Source organism: Roseateles sp. GW821-FHT09H11, assembly GCF_059415845.1.
Map to the genome: position 1 here is coordinate 272548 of NZ_JBWKOA010000004.1, position 23783 is coordinate 296330.

General features: G+C 67.5%; 21 protein-coding genes and 1 other RNA gene. 6 read left to right on the forward strand and 16 right to left on the reverse strand.

The annotated features are described in order from the left end of the window. Positions 1-19: 19 nt before the first annotated feature. The 3 genes from rnpB (at position 20) to AC07PR_RS15220 (ending at position 2325) form a co-directional block, all read left to right on the forward strand. An RNA gene (gene rnpB, locus AC07PR_RS15210) (RNase P RNA component class A) lies at positions 20-465 on the forward strand. A 97-nt stretch (positions 466-562) separates the two neighbouring features. After that, entirely contained in the window at positions 563-1030 is a 468-nt protein-coding gene (locus AC07PR_RS15215) for a GNAT family N-acetyltransferase (RefSeq protein ID WP_377157141.1), read from the forward strand. 95 nt (positions 1031-1125) lie between these two features. Next, positions 1126-2325, forward strand: coding sequence for an acyltransferase family protein (locus AC07PR_RS15220; protein WP_495135766.1), 1200 nt, complete (start codon positions 1126-1128; stop codon positions 2323-2325). Between the two features lie 3 nt (positions 2326-2328). On the opposite strand, the gene AC07PR_RS15225 is transcribed toward AC07PR_RS15220, so the two are convergent. The 3 genes from AC07PR_RS15225 to AC07PR_RS15235 all read right to left on the reverse strand — a co-directional run bounded on the left by AC07PR_RS15225 (position 2329) and on the right by AC07PR_RS15235 (position 6223). Then, complete coding sequence (locus tag AC07PR_RS15225) at positions 2329-3387, reverse strand: FHA domain-containing protein (protein ID WP_377157144.1); 1059 nt, start codon at positions 3385-3387, stop codon at positions 2329-2331. Beyond that, positions 3369-4847 (reverse strand): S1 family peptidase, encoded by a 1479-nt coding sequence (locus AC07PR_RS15230; protein ID WP_483109067.1) that lies wholly within the window; start codon positions 4845-4847, stop codon positions 3369-3371. Before AC07PR_RS15230 ends, AC07PR_RS15225 begins: the two co-directional genes overlap by 19 nt. 158 nt (positions 4848-5005) lie before the next feature. Beyond that, the gene (locus tag AC07PR_RS15235; protein ID WP_495135767.1) at positions 5006-6223 is read right to left on the reverse strand and encodes a cyanophycinase; all 1218 of its coding nucleotides are present in this window, start codon (positions 6221-6223) and stop codon (positions 5006-5008) included. 463 nt (positions 6224-6686) lie between these two features. Here AC07PR_RS15235 and AC07PR_RS15240 point away from each other — a divergent pair, with 463 nt between their 5' ends. Next, a complete protein-coding gene (locus AC07PR_RS15240) occupies positions 6687-9500 on the forward strand; it encodes a TonB-dependent receptor (RefSeq protein ID WP_495135768.1) in 2814 nt (937 codons plus the stop codon). A gap of 130 nt (positions 9501-9630) precedes the next feature. On the opposite strand, the gene pyrC is transcribed toward AC07PR_RS15240, so the two are convergent. From pyrC to AC07PR_RS15280, 8 genes are all read right to left on the reverse strand, one after another. Beyond that, positions 9631-10665: a dihydroorotase gene (pyrC, locus tag AC07PR_RS15245; protein WP_495135769.1), complete on the reverse strand. Its 1035-nt coding sequence runs from the start codon at positions 10663-10665 to the stop codon at positions 9631-9633. A gap of 14 nt (positions 10666-10679) precedes the next feature. Beyond that, on the reverse strand, positions 10680-10895 hold the full coding sequence (locus AC07PR_RS15250; RefSeq protein ID WP_377157152.1) for a hypothetical protein: 216 nt from the start codon (positions 10893-10895) through the stop codon (positions 10680-10682). Positions 10896-11176: 281 nt separating this feature from the next. Continuing rightward, the gene (locus AC07PR_RS15255; protein ID WP_377157155.1) at positions 11177-11911 is read right to left on the reverse strand and encodes an amino acid ABC transporter ATP-binding protein; all 735 of its coding nucleotides are present in this window, start codon (positions 11909-11911) and stop codon (positions 11177-11179) included. Positions 11912-11921: 10 nt separating this feature from the next. Then, a complete protein-coding gene (locus AC07PR_RS15260; protein ID WP_377157157.1) occupies positions 11922-12587 on the reverse strand; it encodes an amino acid ABC transporter permease in 666 nt (221 codons plus the stop codon). Between the two features lies 1 nt (position 12588). Next, a complete protein-coding gene (locus AC07PR_RS15265) occupies positions 12589-13323 on the reverse strand; it encodes an amino acid ABC transporter permease (protein ID WP_483109064.1) in 735 nt (244 codons plus the stop codon). A 78-nt stretch (positions 13324-13401) separates the two neighbouring features. After that, entirely contained in the window at positions 13402-14295 is an 894-nt protein-coding gene (locus AC07PR_RS15270) for an amino acid ABC transporter substrate-binding protein (RefSeq protein ID WP_377157159.1), read from the reverse strand. 177 nt (positions 14296-14472) lie between these two features. Continuing rightward, positions 14473-15402 (reverse strand): LysR substrate-binding domain-containing protein, encoded by a 930-nt coding sequence (locus tag AC07PR_RS15275; protein ID WP_483109063.1) that lies wholly within the window; start codon positions 15400-15402, stop codon positions 14473-14475. A gap of 11 nt (positions 15403-15413) precedes the next feature. Further along, positions 15414-17291 (reverse strand): ABCB family ABC transporter ATP-binding protein/permease, encoded by a 1878-nt coding sequence (locus tag AC07PR_RS15280; RefSeq protein ID WP_495135770.1) that lies wholly within the window; start codon positions 17289-17291, stop codon positions 15414-15416. Between the two features lie 98 nt (positions 17292-17389). On the opposite strand from AC07PR_RS15280, the gene AC07PR_RS15285 reads away from it, so the two are divergent. After that, complete coding sequence (locus tag AC07PR_RS15285; protein WP_483109061.1) at positions 17390-17857, forward strand: acyl-CoA thioesterase; 468 nt, start codon at positions 17390-17392, stop codon at positions 17855-17857. Positions 17858-18108: 251 nt separating this feature from the next. Beyond that, complete coding sequence (locus tag AC07PR_RS15290; protein ID WP_377157165.1) at positions 18109-19449, forward strand: dicarboxylate/amino acid:cation symporter; 1341 nt, start codon at positions 18109-18111, stop codon at positions 19447-19449. Positions 19450-19519: 70 nt separating this feature from the next. Here AC07PR_RS15290 and AC07PR_RS15295 read toward each other — a convergent pair whose 3' ends face one another. The 5 genes from AC07PR_RS15295 to AC07PR_RS15315 all read right to left on the reverse strand — a co-directional run bounded on the left by AC07PR_RS15295 (position 19520) and on the right by AC07PR_RS15315 (position 23768). Beyond that, on the reverse strand, positions 19520-20227 hold the full coding sequence (locus tag AC07PR_RS15295) for a hypothetical protein (protein ID WP_495135771.1): 708 nt from the start codon (positions 20225-20227) through the stop codon (positions 19520-19522). Continuing rightward, the gene (locus AC07PR_RS15300; RefSeq protein ID WP_431101980.1) at positions 20224-20472 is read right to left on the reverse strand and encodes a hypothetical protein; all 249 of its coding nucleotides are present in this window, start codon (positions 20470-20472) and stop codon (positions 20224-20226) included. The genes AC07PR_RS15295 and AC07PR_RS15300 overlap by 4 nt, the downstream gene beginning before the upstream one ends. A 210-nt stretch (positions 20473-20682) precedes the next feature. Continuing rightward, on the reverse strand, positions 20683-21444 hold the full coding sequence (locus AC07PR_RS15305; protein ID WP_297524543.1) for an enoyl-CoA hydratase: 762 nt from the start codon (positions 21442-21444) through the stop codon (positions 20683-20685). Between the two features lie 84 nt (positions 21445-21528). Beyond that, positions 21529-22380 carry an alpha/beta hydrolase family protein gene (locus tag AC07PR_RS15310; protein ID WP_495135772.1) on the reverse strand — a complete coding sequence of 284 codons (852 nt, stop codon included), beginning with the start codon at positions 22378-22380 and terminating at the stop codon, positions 21529-21531. Between the two features lie 173 nt (positions 22381-22553). Continuing rightward, positions 22554-23768, reverse strand: coding sequence for an acetyl-CoA C-acyltransferase (locus AC07PR_RS15315; RefSeq protein ID WP_495135773.1), 1215 nt, complete (start codon positions 23766-23768; stop codon positions 22554-22556). Positions 23769-23783 lie beyond the last annotated feature (15 nt).

Sequence of the window (23783 nt, forward strand, 5' to 3'; positions counted from 1 at the left end):
GGGGTAAACTCGCGCCCGTGAAGCAAGCCAGACCGCCGCTGGTGCGATCGTGGAAACACGGCACTGGAGGAAGGTCCGGACTGCATAGAGCGGCGTAGCAGCTAACGGCTGCCCGGCGAAAGCCGAGGATCAGAGCAACAGAGACGAGTCGAAGCGGGTTCCGCCAATCGGGTGTTCTGTGAGGGAGAGGGCGCAAGCCCTCTCGTCCGTGAGGCGCAAGCATCGCGGACTTGCGCGCAAGCGCAGACCGAGCAGCCACCCGACGCGGGCAAGGCCCGCTTCGGGTGAAACGGGCAATCTCTACGCGCAGCAACACCAAGTAGGCCAGCGTTGATGCGGCTCGCAGAGCTGGCGGGTAGGTGGCACCGAGCCGGGCAGTGATGCCCGGCCCAGATGAATGGCGGTCACGCGGAAAATCGCAAGAGGATCCGCGCACAGAATCCGGCCTATCGGCTTGCTTCACGCTTATGACAAACCTGCAAGCAAACATTGGCTTGCAGAACTTTTCAGGGTCTTTCGCGGATCCGGCCCGGTTGGGCACATCGGTTGCTACCTTCGGGCCATGCAGATCGAACCTCTGGACCCCCACAGCCCCGCCGCGATGTCCCTGCTGGCGCAGTCGGACGCGTACATGGCGGCCCTCTACCCGAGCGAGAGCAACCACCTCGAGGATCCGCACGCGCTGGCCCAGCCGCGGGTGCGTTTCATTGGCGTGTGGCTGGCGGAATGGCTGGCCGGATGCGCGGCGGTGAAGGTGGTCGACGACGCGGAAGTCCCCTACGGCGAGATCAAGCGGGTCTTCGTCCAGCCGCACTTCCGGGGACGCGGAATCTCCAAGGTGTTGATGGAAGAGCTGGAGTCCCACCTCAGGGCGCAAGGCATCGAACTGGCGCGGCTGGAGACCGGCGTGCACCAGCCGGAGGCGCTGAAGCTGTACGAGACGCTGGGCTACGACCGCCGCGCGCCGTTCGGCAACTATGCCGAGGACCCGCTGTCGGTCTTCATGGAAAAGCGCCTGACGGCCAACTGAAGTCGACCGAGCGTTGACCGGGCGTCGACACGCGCGACGCTGTCCCCTGGAGGGGTTCCCCCGTCCCGGGGGACGTCCGGTGAACCGACGCCGCGGTGCCGCCGTACCGTGCGAAGCTGTCCTGGCTCTCGCCGACGCGCCGCCGCCTCATGGCCCCGACCGCCCCTTCCCACGCGCCCCACGCGTCACACGCGTCACACGCGTCTCCCCACGCCGCCGCGCCAAAGCTGGCTTCGATCGAGGCCGCCCGCGCGCTCGCCGCGCTGGCGGTGGTGCTCATGCACGCGACGCACCTGATGCGCGTGCCGCAGTTCACCGGCCATGTCGCGCTGGGCGGCGTGTTCGACTTCGGCTACGTCGGCGTCGACTTCTTCTTCGTCCTGAGCGGCTTCATCATCACCTTCGTCCACCACGCGGAGCTGGGCCGCGGCGCGGCGCGCTGGCCGGGTTACCTGTGGAAGCGCTTCGTGCGCGTGTTCCCGATCTATTGGATGGTGCTGGCCATGACCGCAGGACCCTCGATCCTGTCGAGGCTGCTGGCCGGCCGCACGCCGGTCTCGGAACTCGGCAGCGACGACATCCCCGGCACACTGCTGCTGTGGATCGGGGCGAAGGAGCCGGAGTACGTCGGCGTCGCCTGGTCGCTGCAGTACGAGGTGATGTTCTATCTGAGCTTCTGCGTGCTGCTGCTGCACCTGCGCGGCGGCCTCGCGCTGTATGGGCTGTGGGCCGCGCTCGTCGTGGCGCAGACCTTCGGCGCGCTGCCGGGCACCCTGCCCTGGAAGCTCGGCGACCCGCATTGCCTGCAGTTCCTGATGGGCGTCGCGACCGGGCTGCTGGCGCGCCGCGCGACGCTGCCGCTGGTCCGCTGGCAGGGGTGGATGGTGGGCACGATCTTCGTCGCCGCCGTGCTCTACGAACGCCTCGGGCCGCAAGGGGCGCATGCCTTCGGGGGACGCGTCGCGCTGGGGCTCGCCTCGGCGTCGGTGCTGGCCACGCTCGTGGCCATGGAACGGCGCCATGCAGTCCGCGTGCCGGCCGCGCTCGCGCAGCTCGGCGCGGTGTCGTACTCGCTCTACCTCGCCCACTGCCTGCTCATCAACATCGTGCTGGCGCTGCTGGCAAAAGCCGGCGTGTATCGCGCACTGCCGGAAGTGGCGACCTTCTCGATCGCCGTCGTGGCGGCCGTCGTCGGCGGGTGGCTGATCGGGCGATGGCTCGAGCTGCCGGTGGTCGCCTGGCTGCGACGGCGCGCGGCGCCACGCGCGGCGCCGGTCGCGATGACCACCGGCTAGGCCCTACTCCTCGTTGTCGCCGCTGCCGCCGGCCTGCTCGTTGCGCTTCTCGGCCTGCCTCAGCAGCGGGGCCTCGAGCTTGTCCATGCCGTCGATGAAGCTGTCCACCGGCTTCGGCGTGGCCAGGCGCAAGGACGGCGGGGCCAGCGTGGCCATGTAGTTCGGGCCCAGCCAGTACTGCTGCTCGGTGCGCCGTCCCACCGTCAGCACCAGGCCGACGAGGCACATCGCGCCGATGCCCACCGCCACGCGCCGCGAGGCGCGCGGCCAGACCACCGTCGCATGCCACCACAGCAGCAATGCGGCCCCCACCGACATGACCACCGTTTCCAGCGCCAGCAGCCGCGGCGCGTTGAACATGTAGGCCACCAGCGGCAGCAGCAGGTCCAGCAGCTGCATGGCGACCGTCGCGACCAGCGCCCGCCACAGGTGGGCGCCGAACGCGAACCAGTGCCGGAACAGCTGCGTGATGAGCGCCCAGAGCGCCGACCAGATCAGCGCCACACCGATCGGCGCGAGCAGCGCGCTCACCGTATCGACCCAGCTCGCGGAGCCGTCGTTGCCTGCCCAGTTGGAGCCCCACAGCATCAGCGCCCAGAGCGCCAGCATGGCGGGCAGCGCCCACGACGGCCGCGCGTCGCGCTTGACGGGCTCGTCGGCGCGGTTCATCGGCTTCTCGGCCGGCAAGGGATCCAGGACCGTGCGCAGCCGCAGCCGCGTGGTGCCGATCTGCAGCAGGGCCGACGACGGCCACGCCGCGCGGCTGCCCGCCGCGAGCCGGCGTCCGTCGAGCCATCCGCCGTTCTGGCTGGGCAGCAGTTCCAGCACAGGGCCACCCGCGGCAGGCGCGGCCTGCTCGTCCAGGGTCTCGTCGCTGCGCTCGGCGGCCGGTTCGCCGCGGTCCCAGTGCAGCAACGCGTGGGCGCCGGCCAGGTGCGGATCGGATAGCACGAGGTCGCAATCCGGCGACCGCCCGATGCGCAGCGGCCACGCGCGCACGCGGTGCACTTCCCGGCAATGACCGTCCCGGTCGACGATCTCGATTACCGCGGCGTGGTCCATGCGAATCCTTGCAGATAGTGACGCGTGAGCTTGGTGGCATTCGCGAAGCTGACGCCGCGGGCGTCGAAGCGGCCGAGGGCGCCTTCGGTCGCGGCGTCCACGTTGGTGACCAGCACGGTCAGGTCGAAGAGCCCCTCCAGCTTGCGGTAGGCGCGCAGGCAGGCGACCGCCCGCAAGGGCGGACCCTCCTTCTGCTGGACGAAGTCCTCGCGGCAGTAGGGCGCGGTGCGGTCGCGATCCGGTCCGCCCAGGCGTTCATTGCGGAAGCTCGCCGAATAGATCGCGGAGAAGCGGATCGCGCCGAGCTTGCTGCCGTCGTAGACCTCTTCGGTGACGCCGAAGTAGCCGGTCTGCAGCGACTCGCTGATGAACAGCGCATGCTCCATCCGGCATTGCGTGCGCTGCATCTGCAGGCCCTGCTCGTCGGCGGAGGAGCCGCTGCCCCAGCAGCGCATGTACTCCTCCTGCGGGATCGGGAAGCGGTAGCGCGGATGCGTGAGCGTGCGCCACGGCTGCGCGAGGAAGTTGCGCGAGAGCTCGTCCTGGTAGGCCATCAGCTGCTGGCGCAGCTTGGGCCACGCGGCGCCCTTCATCGGCGCGGCGTTGCGGCTGCGCGCGAGCAGCGCGGCCGCGTGCTCCGCCGGGACGAGGAAGCTCATCTGCTGCGCGAAGATCATCGTGGACACGTTGATGCCGACGATCTCGCCGTCCTCGTCGATGACCGGACCGCCGCTCATGCCGGGGTTGATCGAGCCGGAGTAGTAGATCAACGGATCGAAGCTGCGCTCGACCAGGCCGTTGTACGTGCCCTCGACGACGGCGAACGCGACGTCGTGCGGGTTGCCCATCGAGTAGATGCGCTCGCCCTTGGCCAGCGGCTGGTCCGCCTTGCGGAACACCAGCGGCGTGGCCGTCATGCGGGCGATCACGTTCTTGGGATCGCCCTGGGGATCCGTCGCGGCGCCCTTGCGCACGATGCGCAGCAGCGCGAGGTCGCGGCGGGCGTCGAAGTCCAGCAGCTCGATGTCGCCGCCGTCGCCTTCGGGCGTCTGGTACTGCAGGCGGTAGCGCTCCGGCTCCAGGGCGTGCTGGCTGATGACGTGGTAGTTGGTGATGACGTGGCCTTCGGCGCTGACGACAAAACCCGACCCCACCGAGGCCTGGCTGCCGTTGTACAGCGTGCGGACCTGCAGCAGCTGCGAACGGCTGCGGTCATAGAGCCGGCGCGCGCTGGCCGAGACCGGCGCCGACGGCATCGCCTGGCTGGCGGCGATCGAGGGGGCGCTGGGCGGGACGGCCGGGGTGGTCGGCAGGGCCGGTGAATGCGGCACGACGGGCGAGGCCGGCGCCACCGGCGCGGGGCGTGTCTGCGCCGCGGCGGGCAGCCCCAGTGCCGCGCTCAGCAGCAGCAGGACCGCCCCGGCGGCGGCACGCCCAGGGGTGAGAGGTTTTCGCGACAACGCAGGAGACTCCAGGAGAAGAGCAAGGAAGAGCGGACGCCGCATGCTAGCGGCTTTGCCCCGGCCGGCAGCAATCGGGATGCCGGACGGCCTTGCCTGCCGCCCGGGCGGCCAAGCAGGGCGCGGCCGAGGGGCACAGGCCTGCAGGCACTCGTGACTCACTGCTGGGGGCGCTCTCCGGCAGGGGGCTCCTCGGCCGCGGCCGGCTTCTTCGGGCGAGGCTCGCCGGGCCAGGGGCCGAACAGCGGCAGCGGCATGCGCACCGGCGTCACGTCCAGGTAGAGGTTGACCACCGTGTAGTCCTCGGGCCCGAGTTCATCGGTGCTCCAGCCGATGCTGCCCGGTCCCTTGTAGAGCCGGAACAGGAAACCCAGATCCGCCAGCGTATCGCCGGCCCTGGGCGCGGCCTCGAAGCTCAACCCCCGGAACTCGGGCTGCACGCTGTCGATCAGGATGGACATCGCCGTGGAGATCGTCGAGTCGCCCAGCATGTCCGTGTAGAACTGCGGCAGCGTGTAGTAGGGCTTGTAGTCGGGCGCGCCGGGCTCGAGCTTCTGCCCGCGCAGCTTCACCGCCGACGGCGTGACGCCGCGGGTGCGCAGGTTCATCCGGTCGCCGTGGTCGAGGTAGGTCAACCGGGCGTTCTTCAGGTTGAAGACGCCGAGCCCGCGGTCCGAGGACGCCTCGCTCAGGTCGACCAGCAGCGCGCCCTTGTGGCCGATGATCTCGACCTCGTCGCCGCGGATCACGGCGGCGGAGTTCTCGTCCACGCCGAGTCCGAGCTGGTAGTTCTTGGCCAGCATCAACGGCACCATGCGGCCGAAACGCCCGCGCTTGAGGAAGTGCTGGTCGACGAAGAGCCCGGGCCCGACGAAGCCCAGGCCGCGGTCGATCTGCTTGCCCTCCTCCCATTGGCCCTTGAGGATGCTGATGACGCTGGGCGCGTCGCGGAACATCACCGTGCTCATCACCGCGGCGCCGGCCGAGGTGCCGGCCACGACGCCGCCCTTGCGGTAGACGTCCCAGATGGCGTCGAGCATCGGCGTCGAATGCCCGCCGGGGAAGAGCACGTCGACGATGCGCTCCTGCGAGCCGCCGGTGAAGAAGATGCCCTTGGCGTTGCGCACCTTGGCGATCAGCGCGGCGTCGCGCACGACCTTGTTGAGGTCGACCCAGGAGAACTTCGGCGCGACGGGCAGCGCCTCGGCGATGGCGCCGCGGCGCTGCAGCTGCTCGACGACCTGCTTGGCGCTGGCCTCGGGATCCTCGGCCGCGGTGCCGAACACGACGAAGCGCGCGCCGCGTCCGCCGGCCAGCGCGATCAGGCGATTCCAGACCTCGTCGTTGTCGGCCTTCAGCGCGCCGCCGATGGCCATCGCGTGGCCTTTAATGGGGACATCGGACGAGGGGCCAGTCGTTGCCTGGGTCGGCGGCGCGGACGATGGGGCCATGGCAGCGGGAGCGGCCGTGGTAGCGGGAGCGGCTGTGGGAGAGGCTGCGGGAGAGGCGGAGGCCGGCGCGGCCGTCTTCCCGGTCGCCGCCGACCGGGGCGGCGCGGGAGTGGCGGGCGGCGCAGCGAGCGCCGGCAGCACGGTCCACGACAACAGGAGCGCGCCGACGGCGCGGCGCAGCAGACAGCGATCGAACATCGTCAGAGCCTCCCGCCGCGCGGGGGCGGCTTCTCACACCACCATAGCCTCCCCCACCCCCCAACGGGTGACCATTGGTCACAGGTCAGTTGCTTCGTCGCGACTGTCGCGGGTCATCACCCTTGTCCGTGACGGTCCGCTCCCTAGACTGGTCCGACAGAGCCACCCCCATTGGCCCAGGGAGCCCACCATGACCCTCCGCACTTCGCGCGTCAGCCGCGCCACGCATCGCCCGCCGTTCGCGCCCCGCGTCTGCGCGGCCGCGGCACTGATCGCGCTGTGCGGCGTGGCGCACGCGCAGGTGGCGCCGCCGGAGTCGGCCGCATCGGCCCCCTCCGCCCCGCAGAAGCTGCAGCGCGTGCAGATCACCGGCTCCGCGATCAAGCGCATCGCCGACGAGGGCGCGCTGCCCGTGCAGGTGATCAACCGCAGCGACATCGTCAAGGCCGGCGTCACGACGGCGGCCGAGATCATGGCCACCGTCTCCGCGATGAGCAACGCGCTGACCGACGGCGTCAGCATCGGCACCGGCGGCTTCCGCGACCAGATGGGCTTCAACTCGGCCAACCTGCGCGGGCTGGGGACCTCCTCGACGCTGGTGCTGCTGAACGGCCGGCGCATGGCCAACTTCGCGTCGCCCGGGGACGACAACGGCGTCGACCTCAACAACATCCCGGCCGCGGCGATCGAGCGCGTCGAGGTGCTGCTCGACGGCGCCTCCGCGATCTACGGCACCGACGCGATCGGCGGCGTCGTCAACTTCATCACCCGCAAGGACTACCAGGGCGTGCAGGTCGACGTCTACGGCGGCAAGACCGGCGAAGGCGGCGCCAGCAAGCGCACCGCATCGATCGCCGCCGGTCATGGCGACCTGGCGCGCGACCGCTTCAACGTGATGGGCGTGCTGGACTTCCAGAAGACCGGCGCGCTGCGGACCTCGCAGCGCGACTTCATCTCGGACCTGCGCATCCCGGAGCGGTTGCCGCATCTGCTGTCGTCGGCGGGCTTCCCCGGCAACATCCGGCTGGGCGGCGATCAATTCGACTACCTCGAGTCGCAGGGCTTCGCGATCAACGGCAAACCGATCACGTCGCGCAACATCAACCTCAGCGCACCCAACTGCCAGCCGCCGCACACGCTCTACCTGCCCGCGGGCATCGGCGGCGTGGACGGCTGCACCTACGACTACATGCGCGACCTGGAGCTCTATCCGAAGACCGACAAGGGCAGCTTCCTGGGCCGCGGCGTGTTCAAGGTCGCCGACAACCATGAGGCCTTCGTCGAAGCCTCCTACACGCGCAGCAAGAGCTGGTACGTGGGCACCAGCAACCGCATCGACGCCGACCTGGACGTGTCGATGATCCCGGCGCTGGCCGCGACGGGCCTGGGCGACGCGCTGCCGGACGACCGCCTCATCACCGTGCGCACCCGCATGCTGGAGGCCGGGCCCCGCGCCAGCGAGCTGATCAGCACCGGCAGTCGCGTGGTGGTCGGCATGACGGGCACGGTCGGCGCGTGGGACTACGACTGGGGCTACAACCACAGCGTCAATCGCGTGTCCGATCGCGACGTGCGCGGCTACCTGCCCTACACCGAGACCCTGCAGGCCTACGCCGACGGACTGCTCAACCCCTTCGGTCCGTCGAGCGAGGCCGGCCTCGCCTTCCTGCGGAACAACAACATCAACCAGGAAGTGCGCAGCGCCCGCGGATCAATGGACAGCCTCGACGTCAAGGCCACGCGCAGCCTGATGAAACTCGGCGGTGGCGATCTGGCGCTGGCGCTCGGCGCGGAACTGCGACGCGAGAAGTCCAGTTCGGCCGCCAGCGACCTGCTGATCTCCGACGAGATCCTCGGCGATCCGACGCCGGGCGACGCGCAGTTCACGAACAACTCGCGCAAGGTCTGGGCCGCCTACGGCGAACTGCTGGCGCCCATCACCAAGGAATGGGAACTCCAGTTCGCGCTGCGGCACGACCATTACCAGAAGGTGGGAGCGACGACCAACCCGAAGGTGGGACTGCGCTACGCGCCGATGGACAACCTGACCTTCCGGGCGTCGGCCGGCACGGGCTTCCGAGCGCCGTCGATGAATGACCTCTATCGCTCGGTCAAGACCAGCGAGACCGCCACGCTGCCCGATCCGGTGTGCATGCTGGAGAACGACAACGACCTCGGGTTCTGCGCCAACAACTGGGAAACGCGGACCTACTCGAACCCGAACCTGAAGCCGGAGAAGTCGCGTCAGTTCTCGATCGGCCTGCTGACCGATCCGACGCCCGAATGGAGCCTCGGGCTCGACTACTGGCACATCGAGAAGCGCAACCTGATCAGCACGATCGGCGATGACGTGATCCTCGCCAACCTCGACAAGTACGAGCCGCTGGTGCATCGCTACAACGAGAACGAGGGGCTCGCCGGTTGCGACTATGACCCGGATGATTCCGACATCTGCTACATCGAGCTGCACAAGGAAAACCGCGGCAAGCAGAAGGCCTCGGGATTGGACATCACGATGCAGTACCGCTCACCGGCCTCGTCGCTGGGACGCTTTGGGGTGAAGCTGGTCGGGACCTGGACGCTGAGCTCCAAGAAGCAGACCGGCAACGGGGATCCGTACATCAGCAACCTGGGCCGCTTCGTCACCGACGGCGTCGTCCAGCGCTGGCGGCACCGCGTCAACTTCGACTGGTCCCGCGGAGCGTGGAGCGTCAATCTGGCCAACTCGTTCTCCAGCGGCTACGACGACCAGAATTCGGCCATCGATACCAACACCGGGCTGATCGTCGGGAAGAACAAGGTCAAGGCATATTCGCTCTGGGACCTGTCGGGCGGGTGGGACGCCACCTCCGCCCTCACCCTCCGCGCCGGCGTGAAGAACCTGTTCGACAAGGCACCGCCGTTCTCGAACCAGGCTTACTTCTTCATCTCGGGGTATGACCCGAGCTATACCGATCCGAGGGGACGGTTCTTCTACCTGTCGGCGTCGTATCAGTTCAAGTGAGGGCGCCTGCCTGCCTGCTGACGTCTGTGCGTTGGCCGCCAGTGCGTGGGGCCCCGGAGTCAAGCTCCGGAACCCCACGCACTGCCGTCCCCAACCACCGTCTCACTTCAACGGGTTTGCGACCGAGGACTCAGTCGAGCTTCCAGCTCATGACTTCGCCGCCGCGCAGCGGCTTGAGCTGCGCAGCCTCGCCGAAGGCGACGGACTCGGGGAGCGTCCAGTCGGTCTTGCGCAGCGTGACCTGCGTGGTGTTGCGCGGCAGGCCATAGAAGTCGGCGCCGTGGAAGCTGGCGAAAGCCTCGAGCTTGTCGAGCGCGCCCGCGGCCTCGAAGGCCTCGGCGTAGAGCTCGATCGCGGACAGCGCGGTGAAGCAGCCGGCGCCGCAGACCGAGTTCTCCTTCATCACCGACGCGTGTGGCGCGCTGTCGGTGCCGAGGAAGAACTTGGCGCTGCCGGAGGTCGCGGCCTTGATCAGCGCGAGGCGATGCTCCTCGCGCTTGAGCACCGGCAGGCAGTAGTAGTGCGGACGCAGCCCGCCCATGAAGATCGCATTGCGGTTGTAGAGCAGATGCTGCGGCGTGACGGTCGCGCCGGTGAAGCGGTCGGCACCGGTGACGTACTGCGCGGCTTCCTTCGTCGTGATGTGCTCGAAGACGACCTTCAGTTCGGGGAAATCCTTGCGCAGCGGCTGCATCACGCGGTCGATGAAGAAGGCCTCGCGGTCGAAGACATCGACGTCGCCGTCGGTCACTTCGCCGTGCACCAGCAGCAGCAGGCCGGCCTTCTGCATGGCCTCGAGCGTCGCGTAGGTCTTGCGGATGTCGGTGACGCCGGCATCGCTGTTGGTCGTGGCGCCGGCCGGATAGAGCTTGAGCGCGACGACACCGGCGGCCTTGGCGGCGGCGATGTCATCCGGCGTGGTGCGGTCGGTCAGATAGAGCGTCATCAGCGGCTCGAAGTCCACGCCGACGGGCACCGCGGCGAGGATGCGCTGGCGGTACGCGAGGGCCTGCTCGGCCGTCGTGATCGGCGGCTTCAGGTTCGGCATCGCGATCGCGCGCGCGAACTGGCGCGCGGTATACGGGACGACGCTCTGCAAGGCGGCACCGTCGCGCAGGTGCACGTGCCAGTCGTCGGGACGGGTCAGGACAAGGGTTTCGCTCATGGGGCGGGATTGTCTCACCGCCCCAAATGCACGCCCGCCAGCACCATCAGCATGACGATGCCCATACCGCTCAGTCCGCCCACGAACAGGTTCCAGAGACTGCCACGGAGGTGGCGCCATCGACGCGCCGACGCCAGCTCCATATCGATCTCATCCATCTTGGTCTGGAACTCCTGCCGGGTCACCGGCTGTTGAGACCTCGGAAGGGTGTGATGGTCTTGCATGTTCATTCAGATCTCCTTGGTTGGTGCCAGGTGTTGCCGGGCGGATTCCCGCACGATGTCATCGCGCCTCGTGCGGCTCGCCGCACAGTTCGGTCGAATCGCGAAGACACCGATTGTTGGGATCCGACCGCCGCTCGTCACTGACCTCAACCAGGGGTCTTTCGCTCATGCATGCCGTGGACGAGTGACAACCCCTCCGCCTTCCGGTGAAGGCCGGAAAGCAGAAGGCCCGCACCTTGCGGAGCGGGCCTTCGTGGCGGTACGCGGGACGCCAGCGGCGTCCAGGTTCAGTGCTGCAGGATCTTCGCCAGGAAGTCCTTGGCGCGCGGCGAACGCGCCTCCGGATCGCCGAAGAATTCGTCGCGGGTGCAGTCCTCGATGATCTTGCCGGCGTCCATGAAGATGACGCGATGGCTGACCTTGCGCGCGAAACCCATCTCGTGCGTCACGCACATCATCGTCATGCCCTCGTTGGCCAGCTGGACCATCACGTCCAGCACCTCGCCGACCATCTCCGGGTCCAGCGCCGAGGTCGGCTCGTCGAACAGCATCACGATCGGATCCATCGACAGCGCCCGCGCGATCGCCACGCGCTGCTGCTGACCGCCCGAGAGCTGGCCCGGGAACTTGTCCTTGTGCGCCATCAGGCCCACGCGCTCCAGCATCTTCAGGCCGCGCGTCTTGGCGTCCGCCATGTTGCGGCCCAGCACCTTCACCTGCGCCAGCGTCAGGTTCTCCGTCACCGACAGGTGCGGGAACAGCTCGAAATGCTGGAACACCATGCCCACGCGCGAGCGCAGCTTGGGCAGGTTGGTCTTGGGGTTGGTCAGGCTGGTGCCGTCGACGACGATGTCGCCCGCCTGGATCGGCTCCAGCGCGTTGACGGTCTTGATCAGCGTGGACTTGCCCGACCCCGACGGACCGCACACCACCACCACCTCGCCCTTCTGGATGTTGGTGGAGCAATCGGTCAGCACCTGGAACGGGCCGTACCACTTGGAGACGTTCTTGATTTCGATCATGGAGCGGACCTCAGCGGATGATGGCGATCTTCTTCTGCAGCCGGCGGACCAGCATGGACAGGCTGAAGCAGATCACGAAATAGACAGCGGCCGCGACCAGGTAGGTCTCCATCGGCCGGTTGAAGTTCGAGCCGGCGGACACGAAGCCCTTCAGCAGGTCATAGGCGCCGATCGCGTAGACCAGCGACGTGTCCTGGAACAGCACGATCGTCTGCGTCAGCAGCACCGGCAGCATGTTGCGGAAGGCCTGCGGCAGCACCACCAGGCTCATGGTCTGGCGGTAGGTCATGCCCATCGCGTACCCCGCGAAGACCTGACCCTTGGACACCGACTGGATGCCCGCGCGCATGATCTCCGAGTAGTAGGTCGCCTCGAACAGCGTGAAGGTGATCAGCGCCGTCTTCTCCGCGCCCAGCGGACCCGCGATGTACGGGATCAGCAGGAAGAACCACAGGATCACCATCACCAGGGGGATCGAGCGCAGCGTGTCGACGTAGATCGCCGCCGGGCGCTCCAGCCACCACTTGCCCGACAGGCGCATCAGCGCCAGCACCGTGCCCAGCACGATGCCGCCGATCATGGCCGAGACGGTCAGCTGGATCGAGAACCACAGCCCCTTGGACACGAACGAGACCAGGACATCCCAGGTCAGGAACGAGAAATCGAGTTGCGTCATGTCACTTCGCCCCCAGGATGCCGGGCACGCGCACGTACCACTCGATCACCTTGGCCACGCGGTTGATCGCGTAGGCCGAGACGAAATACAGGATGGTCACCGGCAGGAAGATCTGCACGAAGCTCGACTGCTCCGACGCCTGCAGCGAGAACTGCGCCAGGTCGGGAATGCTCACCGCGAAGGCGACCGCCGAGTTCTTGACGATGTTCATGCTCTCGCTGGTCAGCGGCGGGATGACGATGCGGAACGCCATCGGCAGCAGCACGTGGCGATAGGTCTGCGGCAGCGTCAGCCCCAGCGCCTGGCCCGCGTAACGCTGGCCCTTGGGCAGCGTCAGGATGCCGGCCTTGACCTGCTCGGCGATCCGCGCCGAGGTGAACAGCCCGATCGCGATCACCACCAGCACGCTGGGCGGCATGTCCAGCACCGGGAACAGGCGCGGGATCACGTGGTACCAGACGAAGAGCTGGACGATCAGCGGAATGTTCCGGAACAGCTCCGTCCAGGATTCCCCGAACATCGCCAGCTTCCTGTTCGGCACCGTGCGCAGCACGCCGATCAGCGATCCGGCCACCAGCGCGACCAGCAGGCCGGCGACCGAGACGAACATCGTCCACCCCCAGCCGTGGATCATCGCGTCCAGGTAGGTCTCATAACCGGGGGCCCCGAAACACTTCGGCGCGGCCTCCCCGGTCACCATGTCTGTGCAGTACAACTGCCAATCCCAGCTCGCCATGGCGTGCTCCATCCATCAAAACGAAAGCCTGTTGCGACAAGGCGCCCCGCGGGGCGCCTTGTACTCAGGCGAGGCCGATCACTTCTTGAGGTATTCCTCGACCGGCTTGTCGTTCGGGTTCGCCCACGCGTCCTTGGTCGCCGCCGTGGCCGGCAGGCCGACCTTGGTGTTGGTCGGCGGGATCGGCTGCGTGAACCACTTGTCGTACAGCTTGGCGATGTCGCCGGACTTCATCAGGCCCTTGATGCTGTCGTCCACGGCCTTCTTGAAGGCCGGGTCGTCCTTGCGGATCATGATGGCGATCGGCTCGACCGACAGCACTTCACCCACGATCTTGAAGCCCGCCGGATTGCGCGACTTGGCGATGTTGCCGGCCAGGATCTGGCCGTCCATCACGAAGGCGTCGGCACGGCCCGACTCCAGCAGCAGGAAGCTGTCGGCGTGGTCCTTGCCCAGCACTTCCTTGAAGTCCACGCCGGTGGCGCGCTCATGCTTGCGCAGCAGCTGGACCGAGGTCGTGCCGGTGGTCGTCGCGACGGTCTTGCCGTTGAGCTGGGCGATCGTGGTGATGCCGGAATCGGCCTTCACGGCGATGCGCACTTCCTCGACGTAGGTCGTGACGGCGAAAGCCACGTCCTTCTGGCGCGTCAGGTTGTTGGTGGTGGAACCGCACTCGATGTCCACGGTGCCGTTCTGCACCAGCGGCACGCGGTTCTGCGAAGTCACCGGCAGGTACTTGATGTCCAGCTTGGCCAGACCCAGTTGCTTCTGGACGTCGGCCAGCACGCGCTGGCAGATCTCGACGTGGTAGCCCACGTACTTGCCGTCGCCGAGCGTGTACGACAGCGCGCCCGAGGACTCGCGCACGCCCATGGTCACGCTGCCGGTGTCCTTGATCTTCTTGAGCGTGTCGGCCTGCGCCACGCCAACCAACGCAGCGCCAAGGGCCAGTACCAGCAATGCCTTCTTCATAGATGCTCCTGCTTTGTTCGGATTCAAAAAGCGGATTCGAGGGAGGTTCGAACGGTGGTCCCCCCAACCGGCAGAGCAGACCATGACCGGTCGCTTTGCTGGGTAGGGAGTATCACGCATCTCGACTTGTTGCGTGGCTTACGTATGCAGGTTCCGTGCCTGGTTGAGCTATCGAGGTCAGGGAGCGATTTTCTCGGCGTGGGTCAGGAAGTTCCACAGCGCCTGCGCGACCGGCTTGACCCGCCGCGTCGACCCCTGACGCTCGCGATACATGCGCAGCTCCATGTTGAGTTCGTACTGGCCGGGCTCGGCCGCCCGCACCAGGCGGCGCGCCTTCACTTCCTTCTTCACCGAGCTCGCCGGGAGGAAGGCCAGCCCGTGGCCCTCGATGGCCATGGCCTTGAGGCTCTCGGCCATGTCGGTCTCGAAGACCGATTCGAAGTTGAGCGGTTGCGCCGCGCCCTTGACGATCAGTTCCACCAATCGCCCGAGGTAGGCGCCCGAGGCGTAACTGAGGAACGGGATCTTCTGGCCCGGGTGTCCGGAAATCCGGAACATCGGCGCGCCGCTTGTGTCAGCTTTCGCATACGCGGCCAGCGTCTCGTGGCCGAGCGAGACCGACTCGTAACGCTCCGGGTCCAGCTGCAGCGGCTGGCTGGGGTGGTGGTAGACGACCAGCAGGTCGCAGTTGCCTTCGCTGAGCTGCAGCGTCGCGTCGTGGACGTTGAGCGCGTTGAGCCGGCACTTCACCTCGCCGAAGCGCTGGCGCAGTTCCATCAGCCAATGGGGGAAGAAGCTGAAGGACAGCGAGTGCGGGACGGCGAACTCGATCATGTCCTGCCCCGCCGACTGGTGGCTGCGCAGCATGTTGCGCGTCGCCTGCAGGTTGCCGAGCAGGTCGACGGCCTGGCCGAGCAGCGTCTCGCCAGCGGCGGTGAGCCGCGTCGGATAGGACGAGCGGTCGACCAGATCGACGCCCGCCCAGGCCTCGAGCGCCTGGATGCGGCGCGAGAACGCGGGCTGCGTGACATGCCGCAGTTGGGCCGAGCGGGAGAAGCTGCGCGTCTCCGCCAGGCTCACGAAGTCTTCAAGCCATTTGGTTTCCACGGCGCGGGAGTTTATCCCTGCGGATCCTGTCGGTCCTGCCCGTCCTGCTGAAGGGCCCACATCTGGGCGTAGCGGCCGCGTTGCGCCAGCAGCGCCGCGTGCGTGCCGCGCTCGACGATGAGACCCTGCTCCATCACCAGGATCTCGTGCGCGTCGACCACGGTGGACAGCCGGTGCGCGATGACCAGCACGGTCTTGTCCTGCGCGGCGGCCTCGAGCTCGGCCTGGATGGCGCGCTCGTTGCGCGAGTCCAGTGCCGACGTCGCCTCGTCGAAGATCAGGATGGGCGGGTTCTTCAACAGCGTGCGCGCGATGGCCACGCGCTGCTTCTCGCCGCCGGAGAGCTTCAGCCCGCGCTCGCCGACCATGGTCTGGTAGCCCTGGGGCAGATGGCGGATGAAGTCGTGGATGTGCGCGGACTTCGCGGCGGCCTCGATCTCCTCGGTCGTCGCCTCGGGCCGGCCGTAGGCGATGTTGTAGGCGATCGTGTCGTTGAACAGCACCGTGTCCTGCGGCACGATGCCGATGGCGCGGCGCACGCTGTGCTGCGTGACCTCGGCCAGGGACTGATCGTCGATGGCGATGCGGCCCGACTGCGCGTCGTAGAAGCGGTAGAGCAGCCGCGCCAGCGTGCTCTTGCCCGAACCGCTGGGGCCGACCACCGCGACCTTCTTCCCCGCCGGGATCTCCAGGCTCACGCCCTTGAGGATGGGGCGCTGCGGCTCGTAGGCGAAGTGCACGTCATCGAAACGCACCGCCGCGCCGCTCACGCGCAGCGCCTGCGCGCCGGGCGCGTCGGCGATCTCGCGCTCGCGGGCCAGCAGGCCGAACATCTTGTCCAGGTCGGTCAGGCTCTGCTTGATCTCGCGGTAGATCACGCCGAGGAAGTTCAGCGGGATGTAGAGCTGGATCATGAACGCGTTGATCATCACGAGATCGCCCAGGCTCATGCGGCCGTCGACGACGCCCTGTGTCGCGCGCCACAGCATCGCCACCAGCGCGACCGCGATGATCACCTGCTGCCCGCTGTTGAGCAGCGACAGCGTCCGCTGCGACTTCAGCTGCGCGCGGCGCAGGCGCTCCAGGCTCTGGTCGTAGCGGGCGGCCTCGAAGTCCTCGTTGTTGAAGTACTTCACCGTCTCGTAGTTCAGCAGCGAGTCGATCGCCTTGCTGTGCGCGTGCGAATCGAGCTCGTTGAGCAGGCGGCGGTACTTGGTGCGCCACTCGGTAACCACGATCGTGAAGCCGATGTAGAACACCAGCGCCGCGCCGGTGATCCAGGCGAAGAGCACGTCGAACTTCACCGCGAGCAGGCTGAGCACGAGCACGACCTCGACCAGCGTCGGGAAGATGCTGTAGAGCGAGTACGAGATCAGCGCATGCACGGCGCGCGTGCCGCGCTCGATGTCGCGGGTCATGCCGCCGGTCTGGCGCTCGAGGTGGAAGCGCAGGCTGAGGTCGTGCAGGTGACGGAACACCTGCAGCGAGATGCTGCGCGAGGCGCCCTCGGTGGCCTTGGCGAAAATCAGCTCGCGGGCCTCGGTGAACAGCGAGGTGCACAGCCGCAGCAGGCCGTAGGCCAGCAGCAGCCCGACCGGCACGACCATCAGCGCCTGCGCGCTGCCGGCGGGGATGTCGAGGCTGTCGACGAGCTGCTTGAGCAGCAGCGGCACGCCGACGTTGGCCAGCTTGGCGGCGACCATGAAGGCCAGCGCGATGCCGACGCGCCAGCGGTAGCGCCAGAAGTACGGGAGCAGGCGGGCGATGGTGTGCCAGTCGCCGCGCGCTTCGGGCGCGGCGGTGGACGCGGCGGCGCCTTCGGGCAGCGGCGCGGACGGGGACGGGGCCGGGGGAGTCGGCGTGGTGCCGGCGAGTGTGGAACGGCGCATGGAGAGGGAGCGTGGGCCTGCCGTGGAGTCGGGCATCCGCCCTGGCGAGGGCGGACATGCTGGACGACAATGCCGCTCATTGTCACCGTTTGGCCATCATGAGCGACTCCACCGATCCGAATGCCCCCGCCAGCACCGCCGGCCCCGCCGCGCACCCGTCGGGCGCGCCCCTGCTGTCGCCCGAGACCATCGGCCCGCGCGAGCTCGTGATGCGCGTGATGCCGATGCCGGCGGATGCCAACGGCAATGGCGACATCTTCGGCGGCTGGATCATGGCGCAGGTCGACCTGGCCGGATCGGTGCTGCCGGCGCGCATCTCGCGCGGCCGGATCGCGACGGTGGCGGTGAACCAGTTCATCTTCAAGCAGCCGGTGTCGGTGGGCGACCTGCTGAGCTTCTACGCGCAGGTCACGCGGATCGGGCGCACGTCGATCACGGTGCACGTCGAGGTCTTCGCCGAGCGCAACCCGGCCAATCCGCATGTGGTGAAGGTGACCGAGGCCAACCTCACCTACGTCGCGATCGATCGCGACGGCAAGTCGCGCGTCTTCGGCGAAGCGGTCTGATCGCCGCCCGGGCACGACACGCTGCGCCTGGCCCCGTGGCCGTCCTCGTTGCCCGTTGGTGAACGGCGCGGCCCCGCAATGGGGCCGTCCGGCTGGTCTGCGCCCCGTGGTGCGAATGGGCATTCGCGCACCAGGGTTAGTACGTAGATCCCGCAGCATCGAAAAAACCTCGGGTGGGATACTGCCCGGCCAGGGTGCGCAGACACGCCGGTGACGGCGCCTGCGGCCACCCGCAACCGGAGCCGTATCCCATGCTGACCCCCTCCGCTTCCGCCGCGCCGGCCGAGTCCGTGCCGTGGTATCGCCATCTCTACCTGCAAGTCATCATCGCGATCGCGATCGGCATCACGCTCGGCTATTTCGAGCCCGCCTTCGCCGTCAAGCTGCAGCCGCTGGGAGACGCCTTCATCAAGCTGGTGAAGATGATCATCGCGCCGGTGATCTTCCTGACCATCGTGACCGGCATCGCCAGCATGACGCAGCTGAGCGCGGTCGGCCGCGTGTTCGGCAAGGCGATGGTCTATTTCCTGTTCTTCTCCACGCTGGCGCTGATCGTCGGCCTGGTCGTGGCCAACGTCGTGCAGCCGGGCGCCGGCATGAACGTCAACGTGGCGGACCTGGACCAGAAGGAAGTGCACCGCTACGTCGAGAAGACGCACGACCTGACCCTGGTCAGCTTCCTGATGGACGTGATCCCGAAGTCGCTGATCGGCGCGCTGGCGGACGGCAACATCCTGCAGACGCTGTTCGTCGCGGTGCTGTTCGGCATCGCGCTGGCGCTGACCGGCGACCGCGGCAAGCCGGTGCTGACCTTCTTCGAGTCGCTGACCGCGCCGGTGTTCCGGATGGTCCACATCCTGATGAAGGCCGCGCCGATCGGCGCGCTGGGCGCGATGGCGTTCACCATCGGCAAGTACGGGCTGGCCTCGCTGCTCAACCTGGGCATGCTGGTGGGCAGCTTCTACCTGACCTCGCTGTTCTTCGTGCTGGTGATCCTGGGCATCGTGGCGCGGCTGTGCGGCTTCTCGATCCTGAAGCTGATCCGCTACCTGAAGGCCGAGCTGCTGCTGGTGCTGGGCACCTCGTCGTCCGAGTCCGCGCTGCCGTCGCTGATGGAGAAGATGGAGAAGGCGGGCTGCAAGAAGACGGTGGTGGGGCTGGTCGTGCCGACGGGCTACTCGTTCAACCTGGACGGGACCAACATCTACATGACGCTGGCGGCGCTGTTCATTGCGCAGGCGACCAACACCGAGCTGACGCTGACCCACCAGATCACGCTGCTGCTGGTGGCGATGCTGAGTTCCAAGGGCGCGGCGGGCGTGACGGGCGCGGGCTTCATCACGCTGGCGGCCACGCTGTCGGTGGTGCCGGAGGTGCCGGTGGCCGGCATGGCGCTGATCCTGGGGGTGGACCGCTTCATGTCGGAATGCCGGTCGCTGACCAACTTCGTCGGCAACGCGGTGGCGACGATCGTCGTGTCGAAGTGGGAGAACGCGCTGGACCACGACGCGCTGGACCTGGCGCTGTCGGGCAAGACCGTCGATCCGGACGATCTGCCGGTGCGCGTGGCCGGACCGGCCGAGACCGCATGAGCGATCGCCCCGCATGAACGACAACGCGCCCTGAGGGGCGCGTTGTTCATTCTTCTTCGTGTGGTCGGCGTCATGGCGAGGCCCTCACGCGAGGCTTGTTGGCGGTGCGCGCTTGGACGGCGCGGGCCATTGCCGCATCAGCCTCCGCCAGTTCCTCATCGCTGAGCAACGCAGAGCCTACGCCCTCTGGAAGAAACCAACCGAGCACACACTGCTGATCTCGCACAGCCAATTGGATGTGCGTACCCGAGCGGAATTCGGTGCCGTCCAAAATCGGCCGTCCCTGATAGAAGGCGGCACGAACGAGTTGCCAAGACGGATGTCCATCCCGTTCACGCATTTCGTGCCCGATGTTGAACACCGCGCAGTCCAGCCCGCGCAGCAACATGGATTCATCCTCGGCGTCAGCAGGTCGATTGACCGGCATGGGGCGTCCGGACAGGTTCTGCGCGACCCTGAGTTCGGCCATGGCGGACTGGTACTCCCGCCGACCGGACAGCGTCGTCATGTCCCAGCATTGAGAGACACAGAGCACCGCGCCAACGACGGCAGGAGAAACAATGGGGCGTGCCGAGTAGAGCTTGGAAGCCTGCTGGCGTGAAGCCTCCGCAAAACCCAACGCACGCTCTGCATCCCCTTCAAAGAAATACACACCGTCCCCAAGCCAGTCATAGCGATTGGCGGATGGCGTGAGTCGCGCGAGTCGCCCCTTCACCAGCCTGTCGCGAACCGTGATATCGCAGCCGTGGAATGCGAGGATCAACTGCCCCTGGTTCATTGATACCTCGGCATCAGGTTCCCCTCGTCGTCGATGATGCCGGCCTTCTTGGCCAGTTCGAACGCCACCTCCGGCGAATGCACCTTCAAACTGTCTTCGCGCGGCAGCCCAAAGGTGCCGACCTTGTGCGCCCAGCTCGGCGGCTCGGTCACTTTCACCGACGCCTTCGCGACCTGCCCGCAGCGCTCGCACAGACTTTTGCGCTTGGCCGGCTTCGCGCTCTTTCCATTCGACTTCTTGCTCATCAGGACTCGCTCCAATCAACAGAGGAGTGCTCATGATTTCAAGGCGGCGTGATCGCGCCAATCGCACGTTGTCGTGCAGTTGGCGCTCTCGGTGACTCGGTCAAGTGGTGCCAATTGCGCGAATGAGGGTTGTCCGTCGACGGCATCCCGCAAAAAGCAGAAAGGGCGCCCACGGCGCCCTCTCGTTCAGTGCGGCATCGCCGCGCCCGATCAGAACTTCGAGAAGTCCGGCTGGCGCTTCTGGAAGAAGGCCTGGAAGGCCTCCATCGCCTCGGGGCTGCGCAGGCGCGCGCCGAAGATCTCGGCCTCGGCCTGGATCGTCGCCAGGAGCTCGTCCTTCGACGAACGGCGCATCAGCTGCTTGCTCTCGCGCACGGCGCTGGGGGGCAGCTTGTTGAAACGCTCGGCGATGCGGCGCGCATGCGCCACGACTTCGCCCGCCGGCAGCACCGCGTTGGCGACGCCGCATTCCACCGCCTGCTCGCCGGTGAAGGGATCGCCCAGCAGGATCTTCTCGGCCGCGCGGCGCGGGCCCATCAGGCGCGGTACCAGCAGGCTCGAGCCGAATTCCGGCACCAGGCCCAGGCTCACGAAAGGCATCGCCAGTCGCGCGTCGTCGGCCACGTAGACGAAATCACAGTGCAGCAGCAGCGTCGTGCCGATGCCGATCGCCGCGCCGTTCACCGCCGCCACGATCGGCTTGTCGCAGCCCACCATCGCCCGCATGAACTGGAACACCGGCGCGTCCTCGTCCCGCGGCGGGCTGCCCATGAAGTCCTCGATGTCGTTGCCCGACGTGAAGATCTGCGGCTGGCCCTGGATCAGCACCGCGCGCACGGCGTTGTCGGCGTTGGCCGTGACCAGCGCGTCAGCCATCTCCTGGTACATCGCGCGGGTCAGCGCGTTCTTCTTTTCCGGTCGTGCGATCTCGATGGTCTGCACGCCGTTCACGATGGCGGTCTTGATGCTCATGAAGCACTCTCCTCGTTAGGTCTGCCGTCCGCCTGCTGCCTCATGCAGTCCGGCAACGGATGGTGTTCGGATGAATAGACGCGATCATGCCAGCCACGCGCTCACCTGCGGCCACAGGCTGCGCTCGAATCGATCGCGGAAGAAGCCGAAATGGCCGATGCGACGCTCGCCGATGTCCTTGGGGGCGATGCGGCGCATCTCCGGACGCGCGCCGGCATAGAAGCCGTGCAAGGACTCCGTGTTGCGGCGGGACATGAACTCGTCGTCGGTGAAGGCCAGCGAGAGCATCGGCACCGACAGCGACGCGTACTGAGCGCGCAGCGCGTCGCCACCCTCGCCCATCATGTACTCACGGTCCAGGCACCAGCGTCGCCATTGCGCCATCACGCCGCGCGGCAGGTCGCCGACCTTGCGCAGCTTGCGGCCGGGGAAGTAGCCGAAGGTCGGCAGCGTGAGCGGAACGACCACGTACCAGAGCCACCACACGTAGCGGCGCAGGCCGATCGAGTTCTCGCGCCAGTAGCCGCTGCCGCAGCCCACCGTCACGGCGCGAGACACGCGGGAACGGTTGGGCAGCATGCCGAGGATCTGGCCGCCAAGGCTGTGGCCCAGCCAGTGGATCTCGCGTCGGTCGCCGAGCAGTCGGTCGAGGTGCGACAAGGCCGCGGCGGCGTCGCGCTCAGCCCAGGTGTGGATGTCGGCTTCCAGCCCTCGCAAGGACCGCTTCATCGCGTCAGGACGCGAAGCACCCATGCCGCGATAGTCGAAGCTCAGCACCAGCCAGCCCTGCTCCGCCATCCAGCGCGCGAAGGCCGCGTAGTACCGCTGCTCGACACCCATCGCCGGAGCGATCAGCAAGCCCGCCTTCGCGGTCGCCGCTTCGCCGTAGAGATGGCCTCGCAATTCGAAGCCGTCTTCCGCTCGGAAACTGATCATCGCGATCTCTCCCCGGTGCTGGTGGGCGTCCTTCTCAGGGCGCCTACCTGCGCTTGGCCAAGCGCGGGCTCTCCACGCAGCAGGGGGCATCCCTCCGGGAACCCCCAGCAGCATTCCGGCCCCAGCGAATCTCTTGGACTCGCGAAGACCATACTTGAAGAACCGAGCGCTTCTTACAGGCGCTCGATGATGCCCGCCGCGCCCTGGCCGGCGCCGACGCACATGGTGACCATGCCGTACTTGCCACCGGTGCGACGCAGACCGTGGATCACCGACGCCGCACGGATCGCGCCCGTCGCGCCCAGCGGGTGACCCAGGGCGATCGCGCCGCCGTTGGGGTTCACCTTGGAACGGTCCAGCACGATGCCCTTGCTGTCCAGGTCGTTCAACACCGCCAGCGATTGCGCAGCGAAGGCTTCGTTCAGCTCGATCCAGCCCAGGTCCTCGGCCTTGATGCCGGCCAGCTTCAGCGCCGCCGGAATCGCCTCGATCGGGCCGATGCCCATGATCTCGGGCGGCACGCCACGCACGGCGAAGGAGACGAAACGCGCCAGCGGGGTCAGGCCGAAACGCTTCACGGCCGCTTCCGACGCCACGATCAGCGCGCCCGCGCCGTCCGAGGTCTGCGAGCTGTTGCCGGCCGTGACGCTGCCCTTGGCGGCGAACACCGGCTTGAGCTTGGCCAGACCTTCCATCGACGTGTCCTTGCGCGGGCCTTCGTCGGTGTCGACGATGCGGCTCTTGACGATGACTCCGTCACCGTTCAAGTCCGGCTGGCGGTCCTTCAGCTCGAACGGGGTGATCTCGTCCTTGAAGTAGCCGCCTTCGATCGCGGCCAGCGCGCGGCGGTGCGACTCCAGCGAGAACTCGTCCTGCGCCTGGCGCGAGACCTTCCACTTGTCGGCGACCTTCTCGGCCGTCAGACCCATGCCGTAGGCCAGGCCGATGTTCTCGTCGCGCTCGAAGATCGCGGGCGGGAACGAGGGCTTGTTGCCGCCCATCGGGACCATGGACATCGATTCGACGCCGCCGGCGATCATCACTTCGGATTCGCCGATGCGGATGCGGTCCGCCGCCATCGCCAGGGCGGTGATGCCCGAGGCGCAGTAGCGGTTCACCGTCACGCCGCCGACCGTGTTCGGCAGGCCCGACAGCACGGCCGCGACGCGCGCGATGTTCATGCCCTGCTCACCTTCGGGGAAGGAGCAGCCGATGATGGCGTCCTCGATCGCCGACGGGTCCAGGCCCGGCACCTGGGCCATGGCGGCCTGGATGACGCGGGACAGCATCTCGTCCGGACGGGTGTTCTTGAAGTAGCCCCGGCCCGACTTGCCGATGGGCAGGCGGGTGGCGGCGCAGATGTAGGCGTCTTGAACTTGCTTGCTCATGATGTGTTCCTTGTG